Origin of the sequence: Microbispora sitophila (assembly GCF_014892245.1) — a bacterium.
Taxonomy (GTDB): Bacteria; Actinomycetota; Actinomycetes; order Streptosporangiales; family Streptosporangiaceae; genus Microbispora; species Microbispora siamensis.
Genome location: NZ_JADBGC010000002.1, coordinates 88,348 through 101,510, shown reverse-complemented (window position 1 = coordinate 101,510; position 13,163 = coordinate 88,348). Strand labels below are relative to the sequence as shown.

The following is a 13,163-nucleotide window of genomic DNA, read 5'->3' as shown; positions in this document are numbered from 1 at the left end:
TCACACTAAGTCGTGTCCCGTGATCTTTTCAGCCTACCGCGGTCGCCCAGATGGCGCCTCGCTGCGTTCTCGTCGTCGCCCATAGCTCCGCTATGGCCTCCTCCTCGGCCTTGCGATGCATCCATCTGGCCGATCCTCGCTACGGCAAAAGATCACGGGACACTCCCTAACCCGGCCGGTCAGGGGACGTCCCAGAACGCGAGTTCATGCTCCATGCCGCGGACGAACAGTTCCCGGGCGCGCGCCGGGTCCGGAGCCGCCTCGTCTATCATTACGGCGATGCGCGCGGCGAGGGTGGCGAAGCCGGGGTCGGCGTAGGTGTCCACCCAGGCCCGGTAACGCGGCTCGGCGGGCGGGTCGGCGGCCAGGATCCGGCCGAGCGTCGAGTAGCCCCACATGCAGGGGTAGAGGGCCGCCAGCCCCTCACCGTAGTCCGCCGCCGACTCCAGCAGGAACGAGGTGTACGCCGCGCAGGCCGGCCCCTTCACCGCGCCGTCGAGGTCGGCGCCGAAGCCGGCCGCCAGCGACCGGTGCAGGTCGAGCTCGTCGTGCCACGTCGCGTACGCCAGGTCGACCAGGTCGCCGAGGTGGGCGTCCGGAGCCTGCCAGGCCAGCCGCGAGAACACCCGGACGTAGTCGAGCAGGAACAGGTAGTCCTGCTCCAGCCACGACCGGAAGACCGGCTCGGGCAGGTCGCCCGTCGCGATGCCGCGTACGGTCGGGTGCGCGAGCTGGGCGTCCAGCATCGGCCGCCCGATGGCGTGCAGGTCCGCAGAGATTCCCATAAGGGCTCATTGTGACCGTAATCCGAGAGTTAGGCTCGACTCCGTGTCACTGACGATCGCCGAGGAAGTGCTGCTGCTGGCCTACCGCGAGGACACCGGCAAGCCGATCATCGGGTCGGTGGAGCTCGAGTGCGCCCTGGCCGGGGCCCTGCTCGCGGAACTGGCCGTACGTCGCCGGGTGGACCTCGACGGCGCGAAGGTCGTGCCCGTCGATCCCACCCCGGTCGGCGATGAGGAGCTGGACGCGACGCTCGCCCGCATCGCCGAGGAGCGCGGGCCGCACAAGGCCGACTGGTGGGTGGGCAAGCTCCGCGCGGGCAGGCTGCGCAAGCGGCTGCTGACCCGCCTGGCCGCCCGGGGAGTGCTGAGCGAGCAGGAGGGCAAGATCCTGGGGATCTTCCCCACCACGCGCTATCCGGAGCTCGACCCGAGCCACGAGCAGGGCGTGCGGGAGCGCGTCCAGAACGTGCTGGCCGGAGCCGAGCCGGACGAGCGGACGGCGGTCCTGATCGCGGTCATGCACGCGGCCAAGCTCGACCGCAAGGCGTTCCCCGACGCGCCGAAGGGCCGGATCAAGGAGATCGCCGAGGGCCAGTGGACCGCCGAGGCCGTCCGCAAGACGATCGCCTCGATCCACGCCGCCGTCGCCGCCGCCACGACCGCCGCGACGGTCGCCGCCACCGCCGGAAGCTGACCCCCTGCCATCGCACGGCCCGCGCGGGCCGTGCGAACCGCCCGGGAGCTCGGCACTACTTGGTGATGACGTCCTTGGGCACCTGCTTGTCGGCGGCGAGCGCCTCGAACAGGCGCAGCGCCTTCTGGGTGTCCCACTTGACCACCGCCTGGCCGCCGATGGTCGGCAGCGAGCCGATCGGCACGGCGGTGGCGAGGGGCCCCTCGCGCATGGCCAGGCCGACCGACAGCAGGTCGAACAGGCCGGTGCCGGGGTCGACGGAGACCGAGTCCGCCGCGCTCAGTGCCAGCGGAACCGAGGTGAACGGGTTGATCAGCGTGCCCGGGCTCGCGGCCTTCTGCACGACGGCCGAGAAGAACTGGCGCTGCCGCTGCGTGCGCTCGAAGTCCGGGATGGCGCCGGTGGCGCGGGTGCGCACGTAGCCGAGCGCCGTGCCGCCGTCCATGTCCTGGCAGCCCTTCTTCAGGTCGATCCCGGCCTTCGGGTCCTTGATGTCCTGCTTCACGCAGATGTTGACCCCGCCGATCGCGTCCACGATGCCGACGAAACCGCCGAAGCCGATCTCCATGTAGTGGTCGATCCTGATGCCGGTCACCCGCTCGACCGTCTTGGCCAGCAGTTTCGGGCCGCCGAAGGCGTACGCGGCGTTCAGCTTGCCGCTGCCGTGCCCCTCGATCGGGACGTACGAGTCACGGGGCAGGCTGACCAGGGTCGGCCGGCCGCTCTCGGGGATGTGCAGCAACATCATCGTGTCGGTGCGCTTGCCGACCGCTTTTCCGGTGGCGAGCTTCTTGCGCTGCGCCGCCGTCAGACCCGCCCGGCTGTCGGACCCGACCAGCAGCCAGTCCTGACCCGGCGTCTCGGCGGGCCGCCCGTCGTAGTCGGTCAGCGACTCGACCGGCCGGAGCCGGGAGCCGATCCAGAAATATCCGGCGATGGCGGCGACGAGCAGGAGCACGACCACCACCACGACGACCCGCAGGACGGTCCTGCCGGTCCGGCGCGGCCCGCGGCCCCCGCCGCGCACGGAACCGTCGCGGCCCCTCGGCCCGCCGCCACCGCCGTGCGCGGCGCCTGCCCGGTCCCCGGCCTCGTGCCTGCTCCCGCCGAGCGGGCGGACCGGGGTGTCGCCGGAACGCGGCTTGCCGTACACCTTGGACCGGACGCGGGGGACTGTGTCCTCCCTGCCGGACGCCGCCGGAGCGGCCGCCTGCGGCCGACCGGCCGGGGGCTGTGCCGCCGGGGGTTGGGCGGTACGCCGGTATGCCCGGGTCGCCTCGTCCTCATCGGCCACGTGAACCCCCAGCCCTCAGCGTCCTTGCGACTGCTTTGACCGCAGCGGCCGAAGTCTTTGCCGATGCGTCCCCTTCTTCACGGTACCCAGACGTCCTCTAAGCAGTCAGTAAAGGCTGCCGGGAAACACAGGAGAGATTCCAGCCGTTACGGTGGTATACCACCACGCGAAAGGATCGTCGTGTCCGTTCCGGACCCCTGGAGTACCTGCCCGTGCACAGGCACGGGATCTCATGATCGCACGGCGGATGCCCGATGAGCGCCGCCCTCGGCCTCCTGGCCGTCCTCATCCTCACCCTGGCCACCGGATTCTTCGTGGCGCAGGAGTTCGCCTTCGTGGCCGCCGACCGCGGTGCCCTCCGCGAGCAGTCGGCGGCCGGTGACGGCGCCGCGCGCAGGGCCCTCGACATCACCGGACGCCTGTCGTTCATGCTGTCCGGCGCGCAGCTCGGGATCACCGTCACCACCCTGCTGGTGGGCTTCATCGCCCAGCCCGCGATCGCCGGCGTGCTGCGCGGCCCCCTGGAGGCCGCCGGACTGCCCGCCGCGGCCGTCCCCGGCGTCGCGGTGGCCCTCGGCGTCGCGATCGCCACGGTCGTACAGATGATCATCGGCGAGCTGGCCCCCAAGAACCTCGGCATCGCGCGGCCCGAGGACGTCGCGAAGTTCCTCGCCCGCCCGACGCACGTCTATCTCATGATCGCCGGGCCGGTCATCCGCCTGTTCGACGCCGCGGCCACCCGGCTCGTGCGCCTGTTCGGCATCGAGCCCGTGGAGGAGCTCGAACACGGCGCCACCCCCGAGGAGCTGTCGCGCATCGTGACGGAGTCGGCGGCGGCCGGCGAACTGCCTCCCCGGCTGGCCGACATGCTGGAGCGGGCGCTGGAGTTCGGCGACCGCACCGCCGAGGACGTCATGGTCCCCCGCCCGCGCGTGGTCTCGCTGCGCGCCGAGTGGCCGGTCGACGAGTTCCTCGACGCCCTGCGCACACACGGCCACTCCCGCTATCCGGTCCTGGGCACCGACGCCGACGACGTCGTCGGGGTGGCGGGACTGCCCGAATATCTGCAGGCCGGCTCTCCCTCCGGCGGGCTCGTCGGCGGCATCACCCGCGCCCCGCTGCTCGTCCCCGCGACCCTGCCGCTGCCCGAGCTGCTGCGGCGGATGACCTCCGCCGGTGAGACGTTCACCTGTGTGATCGACGAGTACGGCGGGCTGGCCGGCGTGGTGACGCTGGAGGACCTGGCCGAGGAGCTCGTCGGCGAGCTGGTGGACGAGAACGACCCGGAACCGCTCGGTGTCGTACGGCATGGCGAGGGCGTCTGGGACGTGCCGGGCACCCTCCGCCTCGACGAGGTCGAGCGCGCGACCCACGTCCGGCTGCCCGAGAGCGAGGACTACGAGACCGTGGCCGGCCTCGTCCTCGCGCTCCTCGGCCGGATGGCCGAGCCCGGCGACCGGGTCGTCTCCCCCCTCGTGCCCGAGCCCCATCTCTTCGACGACGAGGACGACGACGCCGAGCGGGCCGTGCTCACGGTCCTGAGCGTGCGCCGCCGCGTCCCCGAGTGGGTGCGGGTGTCCACGGAGGCGTCGGCGGAGGCGCCGGACGAGGCGTCGGCCGACGAGGAGGAGCGGCCGGAGCGGGAGAAGGCCCGCGCGGCGGCCCGTGGCTCGGGCGGCGCCGACTACGCCCCCGAGCTGTTCTCCGCGCTGTTCCAGGGCAGGCCGGCATGAGTTCTCTCACCGGCGTTCTGCTCGGCGTAGTCCTGCTCGCCGTCAACGGGTTCTTCGTCGCGGCCGAGTTCGCCCTGGTCTCCGCCCGTCGCCACCGGCTGGAGGAGGTCGCCGTCAGCGGCGGCCGGCTGGCCAAGGTCACGGCCCGCGCCGCGGTCCGGGGCGGGCGCGAGCTGTCGCTCATGCTCGCCGGGGCCCAGCTCGGCATCACACTGGCCTCCCTGGGCCTCGGCATGGTCGCCGAGCCCTCCATCGAGCATCTGATGGAGCCGGTGCTCACGCTGCTGCCGGAGTCGCTGCGCACGCCCGTGGCGTACGTCGTGGCGCTCGTCCTGGTGACGTTCCTCCACATGGTCGTCGGCGAGATGGCGCCCAAGTCGCTGGCGCTCACGCACCCCGAGCGCGCCGCGATGGGGCTGGCGCTGCCGTTCCGCGGCTTCGCCTGGGTCGTCCGCCCGATCCTGGCCCTGCTGAACGCGCTGACCAACGGCATCCTGCGGCTGGCCGGCGTGCGGCCCCGCGACGAGCTGGCCACCACCCGAACGCCCCGCCAGCTCGCCATGCTGGTCGCCGAGTCGGGCCGGATGGGGATGCTCGACCGCGACGAGCACGACCTGCTCACCCGCGCGCTGCGGGTCCACTCCCAGCCGGTGGAGCGGCTGATGGTGCCCGTCGGCGAGGCGTCCTCGGTGCCCGCGAGCGCCGACGACCTGCTCGTACGCCGGACGGCCGCGCGCGGTGGGAGCCTGCGCATGCTGGTCGTCACCCCCGACGACGTGGTCGGCGTGCTCCACGTGCGCGACGCGGTCCTCCAGCCGGGACGCAGGGCCGGCGAGCTGGCGACCCCCGTCCCCCGCATGGCGAAGGACACCACGATCTCCGACGCCGTGACCCTGCTGCAGGAGGCCCGCGCGCAGCTCGGGCTCGTCACGGACGCCGGCGGCACGCCCGTCGGTGTGATCGATCTCACCACTCTGGTCGGCGAACTGCTCGTCGCCTGACGACTGGTCTCCCGCTTCGCTCATCGGGGCGCTTAGACCCGCCGTCTTCCCTCGTCGTTCGGGAGCGGCGCGCCCGTCATGCGAGCGGGCGCGCCGACCTGGGACGTCACGGCCCGGCCTGCCTGGGACTTCCCCAAAAATCTCCCATTGCAAGACAAGTGTGCTCACGAACTGGGACAGAAGGTAAAGGTCGCCGCCTGCAAGCGCGGGGAAAGTGGTTTGAAAGGCGGCCTCCTGAGAATGTGCAGTGCGCGACGGAGGGGCCCCGATCTTCGGGGCCCCCGCCGCGACATCGCCATGAGGGCCCGCGTCGTACGGGCCGGGAGGGGAGGCCGGACGTGGACGCTTCGCTTGCGACCAGGCGAGGCCGCCCACCTGCCCGGGGATCGCAGGGAGTCGTCCTCCTGGGGGGTGCAAAGAAAAAACCCCGCCGGGTGGAAGATTCACTTCCGACCAGGCGAGGCCGCTCATCTGCCCGAGGGTTCCAGAGAGTCGCCCCTCTGGCTGACACAAAGAAGAAGCCTCGCCGGGCTGCTGCCAAGCGAGGCCTGTTCCTGGTGGGCAAGGGGGGAGTTGAACCCCCACGTCCTCTCGGACACACGGACCTGAACCGTGCGCGTCTGCCATTCCGCCACTTGCCCTTGCGGTTGGCCCCCATCTCTGGGTGCCTGGAAAGGTTAGCACGTATCCGCCCGTGCTTACGAACCCGGATACGATCCTTCTAAACGACGATGCGAAGGAGCTCAGTGCAGCACCGGAGCGGTCGCGACCGTAGTGGCAATGGAAGGGAGGTATCCGGTGGGAGTCCTTCAGCGCTTCGAGCGCAGGCTCGAAGGGTTGGTTGAAGGGGCCTTCGCGCGGGCGTTCAAGTCCGATCTCCAGCCGGTCGAGGTTGCCAGCGCCGTGCAGAGGGAGATGGACGAGCGCGCCGCGATCGTCGCTCAGGGTCGCACGCTCGTGCCGAACGACTTCGTGGTGGAGCTGTCGACGACCGACAGCGAGCGGCTGGAGGTGTACGCCGACAGCATCAGCCACGAGCTCGCCACTCTCGCACGGGAGTACGCCAAGGAGCAGGGCTACTCGTTCGTCGGGCCCGTGCGGGTGCGTTTCGAGACCGCCGACGATCTCGCCGTCGGGCTCTTCCGCATCCGGTCGGGTGTGATCCGGGGCGCCACGGTGGAGCAGGACGAGATCCGTCAGCCGCCGAGCGACCTGCCGGCCAGCCGTCCCAGCGCGTTCCAGGGCCGCCCCCGGCTGCTCGTCTCCACCCAGGACGACCCCCAGGGCCAGCGCTCGTACGAGCTGACCACACCGGTCACTTTGCTGGGCCGCGGAACCGATTGTGATCTTCGGCTGGTGGATCCCGGCGTATCACGGCATCATGCCGAGCTAAGAGTGGAAGGGCCGCAGGTCGTGCTCGTGGACCTGGGGTCGACCAACGGAACCTTCGTCAACGGCCAGCCGGTCCGCAGGATCGAGATGCAGGACGGGACGAGGGTGACGCTCGGCCGCACGACACTGGTGTTCAGGCGCGATTAGAGGTAGACAAACGGTCCATGTCCGAGCTAACGCTGCTGCTGATCCGGCTCGCCTTCCTGGCGGTGCTGTGGTTCTTCGTGATCGCCGCGGTCGGCGTCATCCGGACAGACCTGTTCGGTCCACGTACGGCTCCCGCGCCCGCACGCAAACCGGTCAAGCAACCCCGACCGGTTTCCAAGCCCAAGAAGGGCGAACCCCGCCAGCTGATCGTCACCGGTGGCCCCCTGCAAGGGACCATCATCAACCTCACGGAGACGCCAATCACCATCGGCCGGGCGAACGACGCCACGCTGGTTCTCAGCGACGACTACGCTTCGAGCCGGCACGCCCGGCTCTTTCCTCAGGACGGCCAGTGGATCGTGGAGGATCTCGGCTCCACGAACGGCACGTACCTCGAACGCTCGAAAGTGACCCGCCCGACCCCGGTGCCCCTCGGAGTTCCGATCCGCATCGGCAAGACCGTCATCGAATTGCGCAAATGACCATCGCACTCCGCTACGCCGCTCGCTCGGACGTCGGGCTCCTCCGTGAAGGCAACGAGGACTCGGCGTACGCCAGCGGCCGCCTGCTGGCCGTCGCAGACGGCATGGGCGGGCATGCCCACGGCGAGGTGGCCAGTTCGGTCGCCATCGCCGCACTGTCGTCCCTCGACCGGGACGCCTTCGGCGGTGACCTGCTCAGCGCCATCGAGGCGGCGGTCCGGGACGCCAACCACCAGCTGCACGCGATGGTGGCCCGGGACCCCAGCCTCAAGGGCATGGGCACCACCCTCACCGCGATGCTCTGGAGCGGCTCGCGCTTCGCCCTGGTCCATGTGGGCGACTCCCGCGCGTACCTGCTCAGGAACGGCGAGCTGTACCAGATCACGCACGACCACACACTGGTGCAGTCACTGGTGGACGACGGGCGGATCACCCAGGAGGAGGCCGCCAACCATCCCCAGCGCTCGATCCTGCTGCGCGCGCTGGACGGGAGCGGCGAGGTCGATCCCGACCTGCAGGACCGGGAGGCCCAGGTGGGCGACCGTTACCTGCTGTGCTCGGACGGCCTGTCCACGGTGGTCAGCGCCGAGACCCTGCACCACACCCTGACCACGATCGACGATCCCGAGGACGTCGTCCGGCAGCTCATCGACCTCGCCAATCGCGGCGGTGGGCCGGACAACATCACCTGCGTGGTCGCCGACGTGATCGAGGTGGACGACCTGCAGCCGCCCCTGGGGGCGGCGGCGGTCGTCGGTGCGGCCGGCTCGGGCCGGGTCCGCTCGGCGCCGCCCGACACCCCCGCGGGCCGGGCCACCACCGTCACCGCTCCCCAACCCGTACTCACCGACGACGACCTGGACGACGAACCCGTGCGCGAGGCCCAGGCCTCCGCGCGGCGTTCGCGCAAAGGCCGATCGGGCCCGAAAGCGGCCGTCGGGGTGCTGGTCGTCGCCGCCGCGCTCGGAGTGGGCGGCTACTTCGGCTACCAGTGGACCCAGAGCCAGTTCTACATAGGCGCCAAGGGAGACGAGCTCGTCGTCTTCCAGGGCGTCGACGCGGAGGTCGGGCCGGTGTCCTTCAAGAAGGTCGCCTACACCGACCACGTACGCGTCTCGTCGCTGCCGGCCGTGCAGCAGGACCAGGTCCGCAGCGGCATCCCGGTCGACGACCTGCAGGCCGGGATAACCAGGATCAAGAGCTTCGGCGACTCGGCGACGCCCACGCCGGACGCCAAGTCGTCGCCGACCCCCACGAGGTCCAGTAAGTGACTGCTGTCGAAGCCACGCCCGTACCGATGACCGCGAAGAGGCGCGGCGCCCAGCTGGGCATGCTCGCCTTCGCCGTGCTGATCGTGATGGGCGCCTACGCCAGCGTCGGGCTCGGGATCAACGGCAAGGTCCCGTCCGGCATGCTCGGCTACGGCCTCGGCCTCGGCGGTCTGATGCTCGCGGCCTACCTGGTGCTCGCCAAGTGGGCACCGTGGGCCGATCCCCTTCTGCTTCCCCTCGTGACGCTGGTCAACGGCATCGGCCTGGTGATGATCTACCGGATCGAGCTGGCCGGTGAGAATCTCGCCTCGGCGGCGAACCAGCTCATGTGGACGGCGCTCGGCGTGGTGATGTTCTCCGCGACCCTGATCGCGTTGAGGGACCACCGCGTCTTGCAGCGCTTCACCTACACCGCCGGCTTCATCGGCATCGCGCTGCTGGTGCTGCCCATGCTGCCCTTCATCGGCAGGGAGATCAACGGAGCGCGCATCTGGGTCGGCATCGGCCCCTTCAGCATCCAGCCCGCCGAGTTCGCCAAGCTGGCCCTGGTCGTCTTCTTCGCGGGATATCTGGTCGCCAAACGCGACGTGCTGGCCCTGGCGGGCCGCCGCCTGCTGCTCATCGACCTGCCCCGGGCACGCGACCTCGGTCCGGTCCTCATCACCTGGGGGATCAGCCTCGGCGTCCTGGTCATGCAGAAGGACCTCGGCAGCTCGCTGCTGCTGTTCGGCGCGTTCGTCGCGATGCTCTACATCGCGACGCAGCGCACCTCGTGGGTGCTCATCGGCATCCTGCTGTTCGTCGGCGGCGCGTTCCTGGCCGGGCAGATCTTCAGTCACGTCGAGGCCCGCTTCAACGTCTGGCTGCACGCCGAGGACCCCGCGCTGTACGACGCGGGCGGCGGCAGCTTCCAGCTCATGCAGGGCATGTTCGCCATGGGCTCGGGCGGCATCCTCGGCACCGGTCTCGGGCAGGGTTACCCGTACAAGGTCCCGCTGTCGTTCTCCGACTTCATCTTCACGGCGACGGGCGAGGAACTCGGCCTCACCGGTCTGATGGCCATCCTCATGGTCTACGCGCTGATCGTCGAGCGGGGGCTGCGCACGTCGCTGGCGGCCCGCGACCCGTTCACCAAGCTGCTCGCGGGCGGCCTGTCGTTCATCCTCGCCTGGCAGGTGTTCATCATCGTCGGCGGCGTGACCCGGCTCATCCCCCTGACCGGTCTCGTGACGCCGTTCATGTCCGCCGGAGGCTCGGCGCTGCTGGCCAACTGGATGCTCATCGCCCTGCTCGTACGGATGTCCGACGCGGCCCGCCGGCCGCCGCCGCAGGCGATCCAGGACGAGGGACTGACCCAGGTGATGCAGCGATGAACAATCCGCTCAAGCGTGTCGCCGTGGCCTGTCTGCTCATGTTCGGCCTGCTTATGGCCAACGTGACGTATCTCGGCGCGGTGAAGGCCGAGGGGTTGCGCAACGACTCGCGGAACGTGCGCATGCTGTACGGCCGCTACAACATCGACCGCGGCTGGATCACGGCCGACAACGGCAAGACGACGCTGGCCAAGACCGTGGACACCGGCGACAAGCAGTTCCGGTTCGAGCGGGCTTATCCGCTGGGCAAGCCGTTCACGCACGTCGTCGGCTGGTTCGCACCGGAGAGCGCGTCGGGCATCGAGGCCGCGATGAACCGCTACCTCGACGGCAGCCACCCCGACCTGGTCGTCCGCCGGGCGATCGACATGATCAGCGGCAAGCCCGCCAAGGGCGCGAGCGTCGACCTCACGCTGAACACCAAGGCCCAGGAGGTCGCGTACAAGGACCTGGCCGGCACCGGCAAGCGCGGCGCGGTCGTCGCGCTCGAGCCGAAGACCGGCAAGATCCTCGCGATGGTGTCGGTGCCGTCGTACGACCCGAACCCGCTGGCCAAGGCGAACAAGGACACCGTCAACAAGGCGTACAACAAGCTGGACAAGGACGACAACAAGCCGCTGCTCAACCGGGCCATCGACCTGACCTTCGCCCCGGGGTCCACGTTCAAGACGGTCACCTCGGCGGCCTACCTCAGCGACGACAGCTCCCGTGACGAGAACACGCAGGTCGACGCCCCCGACTCGCTGCCGCTGCCGGGCACGAGCATCTCGCTGCCCAACTACCACGGCGAGTCGTGCGGCGGCCGGGCGACGCTGGTGCAGGCGCTCACGATCTCCTGCAACACGCCGTTCGCCATCATGGGCATGGACGTCGGCTACGACAAGCTCAAGGAGCAGGCCGAGAAGTTCGGAGTCGGCCAGCCGCTGGAGATCCCTCTCGGCGTCGCGGCCAGCAACATCGGCCCGGACGAGGGCAAGGCGGCCCTCGCCAAGACCGCGATCGGCCAGCAGAGCAACCAGATGACCCCGCTGCAGATGGCGATGGTCGCGGCCGGCATCGCCAACCAGGGCACGGTCATGAAGCCGTACCTGGTCAACAAGATCATGGGACCGGACGGCGCGGAGATCGACGGGACCGACCCCGAGGAGCTGGACGAGGCCGTCACCCCCGAAGTGGCCGGCGAGCTGACCAAGATGATGATCAGCGTGGTCGAGCACGGCACCGGCGGCGCGGCCAAGCTCCCCAACATCACCGTGGCGGGCAAGACGGGCACGGCGGAGACGCTGCCGGGCAAGCCGTCGCACGCGTGGTTCATCTCCTTCGCCCCGGTCGACGACCCGAAGGTCGCCGTGGCGGTCTTCGTGGAGTCCGGCAGCGCCGGCAACGACGCCACCGGCGGTGCGGTGGCCGCGCCGATCGCCCACGACGTCATGCAGGCGGTGCTCGGACAGTGACGGAGACGGTGCTCGGCGGGCGGTACCGGCTGACCTCCCCCATCGCCGCGGGCGGCATGGGCGAGGTCTGGCGGGCCGACGACGAACTGCTCGGCCGGGAGGTGGCGATCAAGCTGCTCGGCCGCCACGTCGCGGGCGACGCCACCTTCCGCGACCGGTTCCGCTCCGAGGCCAGGATCACCGCCGCCCTGACCGACCCCGGCATCGCCCAGGTCTTCGACTACGGCGAGACCGACGGGCTGGCCTACCTCGTGATGGAACTGGTGAGGGGCGAGCCGCTGTCGGCCATCCTGGCCCGCAACGGCGCGCTCGGGCCAGACGTCACGCTCGACATCGTCCAGCAGACCGCCCGGGGCCTGCACGCGGCCCACCGGGCCGGGGTGATCCATCGCGACGTCAAGCCCGGCAACCTGCTCGTCACCGAGGCCGGACAGGTCAAGATCACCGACTTCGGCATCGCCCGCGCGCTGGAGGCCGCGCCGCTGACCGCGACCGGCACCATCCTCGGCACCGCCCAGTACGTGAGCCCGGAGCAGGCGTCCGGCACCACCCTCACCCCGGCGAGCGACGTCTACTCGCTCGGGGTGGTGGCCTACGAATGCCTCGCGGGCCGCCCGCCGTTCACCGCGGAGACCCCGGTGGCGCTCGCGCTGCGGCATCTCAACGACACGCCCCCGCCGCTGCCCGGCAACGTGCCCGCGCCGGTGGCGGCCCTCGTGATGGCCATGCTGGCCAAGGACCCCGCCGCACGGCCGGAGACCGGGCCGGTGCTCCTCGAGAGGGTGCGGGTGCTGCGCGAGACCCTCGCGGGCACGGCGGCCTCGACGGCGGTTCTCGGTTCGCTGACCGACCCCCGGGGCTTCCCGGCGGCAGGCGGCGCGGGCCAGACCACCCCTCCGGCCGCGCCCGGCCTGACGGCGCCTCTGGGTGGGCCTGCGGGAGCCGGTGCCCCGCGTCCCGGCGCCACCGCGCCGCTCGGCCCTGTCCCCGCCTCCCCGCGCAGGGCTCCCGCGGGTGTCCCCGACGCCCGTACGCGGCGCCCCGGCGGTCCGGAGGGGCCCGTCGGCGGAGTGCGCCGCCGCCGGACGACCCTGCTCCTCGCGACGGCCGGCTGCGCCGCCGCGGTCGGCATCGGGGTCCTGGCCTTCACCGCCGCCCACACCGGCGAAGCGCCGCCGGACCCGGGTGAGACGGCAGCGCCCGTCTCACCGTCCTCCTCGCCGTCGCCATCGCCGTCGTCGGCGCGTACGAACAGGTCAGAGGTTCCGCGGACGCATCGGCCTACTGCTCCGGCGACGTCGGACGAGCCGAGCGCCGTTCCGTCGGCTACCGTAAGCACGTCGGCATCAACCACCCAGACGCCCACACCGGCTTCGTCCCCGACCTCGACCCCGACTCCGACGTCCACCCCGGCCACGGAACCCAGTGAGACTCCGCTCCCGACGGACGCCCCACCCGACACGAACCCTCCGGATGAGGGGGAGTGATGAGGAGAGGGGTCGATGATGGAGACCGGTGGCACCCCACGATGAACGGC

At 70.9% G+C, this 13,163-nt stretch carries 11 protein-coding genes and 1 tRNA gene; 9 read left to right on the top strand and 3 right to left on the bottom strand.

Features of this window, described 5'->3' with window-relative positions:
- Window positions 1-179 precede the first annotated feature (179 nt).
- Window positions 180-785: a TenA family protein gene (locus IL992_RS03655; protein ID WP_193201892.1), complete on the bottom strand. Its 606-nt coding sequence runs from the start codon at window positions 783-785 to the stop codon at window positions 180-182.
- A 43-nt stretch (window positions 786-828) separates the two neighbouring features.
- Between IL992_RS03655 and IL992_RS03650 the strand changes: the two genes are divergently transcribed.
- Window positions 829-1,479, top strand: coding sequence for a GOLPH3/VPS74 family protein (locus tag IL992_RS03650; protein WP_193201891.1), 651 nt, complete (start codon window positions 829-831; stop codon window positions 1,477-1,479).
- Between the two features lie 55 nt (window positions 1,480-1,534).
- On the opposite strand, the gene IL992_RS48195 is transcribed toward IL992_RS03650, so the two are convergent.
- A complete protein-coding gene (locus IL992_RS48195; RefSeq protein ID WP_319018312.1) occupies window positions 1,535-2,773 on the bottom strand; it encodes an LCP family protein in 1,239 nt (412 codons plus the stop codon).
- A gap of 254 nt (window positions 2,774-3,027) precedes the next feature.
- Here IL992_RS48195 and IL992_RS03640 point away from each other — a divergent pair, with 254 nt between their 5' ends.
- Together IL992_RS03640 and IL992_RS03635 are read left to right on the top strand one after the other, a co-directional pair.
- Window positions 3,028-4,506: a hemolysin family protein gene (locus IL992_RS03640; RefSeq protein WP_193201890.1), complete on the top strand. Its 1,479-nt coding sequence runs from the start codon at window positions 3,028-3,030 to the stop codon at window positions 4,504-4,506.
- Window positions 4,503-5,507: a CNNM domain-containing protein gene (locus tag IL992_RS03635; protein ID WP_193201889.1), complete on the top strand. Its 1,005-nt coding sequence runs from the start codon at window positions 4,503-4,505 to the stop codon at window positions 5,505-5,507. Before IL992_RS03640 ends, IL992_RS03635 begins: the two co-directional genes overlap by 4 nt.
- A 555-nt stretch (window positions 5,508-6,062) precedes the next feature.
- On the opposite strand, the gene IL992_RS03630 is transcribed toward IL992_RS03635, so the two are convergent.
- Window positions 6,063-6,148: transfer RNA gene (locus IL992_RS03630), tRNA-Leu, on the bottom strand.
- Window positions 6,149-6,305: 157 nt separating this feature from the next.
- Between IL992_RS03630 and IL992_RS03625 the strand changes: the two genes are divergently transcribed.
- Genes IL992_RS03625 through IL992_RS03600 form a run of 6 tightly spaced genes read left to right on the top strand, consistent with a single transcriptional unit; the run spans window position 6,306 to window position 13,113 of the window.
- On the top strand, window positions 6,306-7,046 hold the full coding sequence (locus tag IL992_RS03625; RefSeq protein ID WP_079313435.1) for an FhaA domain-containing protein: 741 nt from the start codon (window positions 6,306-6,308) through the stop codon (window positions 7,044-7,046).
- Window positions 7,047-7,063: 17 nt separating this feature from the next.
- Entirely contained in the window at window positions 7,064-7,528 is a 465-nt protein-coding gene (locus IL992_RS03620) for an FHA domain-containing protein FhaB/FipA (protein WP_079313436.1), read from the top strand.
- A complete protein-coding gene (locus IL992_RS03615; RefSeq protein WP_193201888.1) occupies window positions 7,525-8,799 on the top strand; it encodes a Stp1/IreP family PP2C-type Ser/Thr phosphatase in 1,275 nt (424 codons plus the stop codon). Before IL992_RS03620 ends, IL992_RS03615 begins: the two co-directional genes overlap by 4 nt.
- 26 nt (window positions 8,800-8,825) lie before the next feature.
- The gene (locus IL992_RS03610) at window positions 8,826-10,172 is read left to right on the top strand and encodes an FtsW/RodA/SpoVE family cell cycle protein (protein ID WP_193201887.1); all 1,347 of its coding nucleotides are present in this window, start codon (window positions 8,826-8,828) and stop codon (window positions 10,170-10,172) included.
- On the top strand, window positions 10,169-11,626 hold the full coding sequence (locus tag IL992_RS03605) for a peptidoglycan D,D-transpeptidase FtsI family protein (RefSeq protein WP_193201886.1): 1,458 nt from the start codon (window positions 10,169-10,171) through the stop codon (window positions 11,624-11,626). The genes IL992_RS03610 and IL992_RS03605 overlap by 4 nt, the downstream gene beginning before the upstream one ends.
- Window positions 11,623-13,113 carry a serine/threonine-protein kinase gene (locus tag IL992_RS03600; protein WP_319018311.1) on the top strand — a complete coding sequence of 497 codons (1,491 nt, stop codon included), beginning with the start codon at window positions 11,623-11,625 and terminating at the stop codon, window positions 13,111-13,113. Before IL992_RS03605 ends, IL992_RS03600 begins: the two co-directional genes overlap by 4 nt.
- Window positions 13,114-13,163 lie beyond the last annotated feature (50 nt).

Excerpts from the sequence above, each read along its gene's own strand:
- IL992_RS03655 (WP_193201892.1), bottom strand. The coding sequence starts at position 785 with ATGGGAATCTCTGCGGACCTGCACGCCATCGGGCGGCCGATGCTGGAC.
- IL992_RS03640 (WP_193201890.1), top strand. The coding sequence starts at position 3,028 with ATGAGCGCCGCCCTCGGCCTCCTGGCCGTCCTCATCCTCACCCTGGCC.
- IL992_RS03635 (WP_193201889.1), top strand. The coding sequence starts at position 4,503 with ATGAGTTCTCTCACCGGCGTTCTGCTCGGCGTAGTCCTGCTCGCCGTC.
- IL992_RS03620 (WP_079313436.1), top strand. The coding sequence starts at position 7,064 with ATGTCCGAGCTAACGCTGCTGCTGATCCGGCTCGCCTTCCTGGCGGTG.
- IL992_RS03615 (WP_193201888.1), top strand. The coding sequence starts at position 7,525 with ATGACCATCGCACTCCGCTACGCCGCTCGCTCGGACGTCGGGCTCCTC.
- IL992_RS03610 (WP_193201887.1), top strand. The coding sequence starts at position 8,826 with ATGACCGCGAAGAGGCGCGGCGCCCAGCTGGGCATGCTCGCCTTCGCC.
- IL992_RS03605 (WP_193201886.1), top strand. The coding sequence starts at position 10,169 with ATGAACAATCCGCTCAAGCGTGTCGCCGTGGCCTGTCTGCTCATGTTC.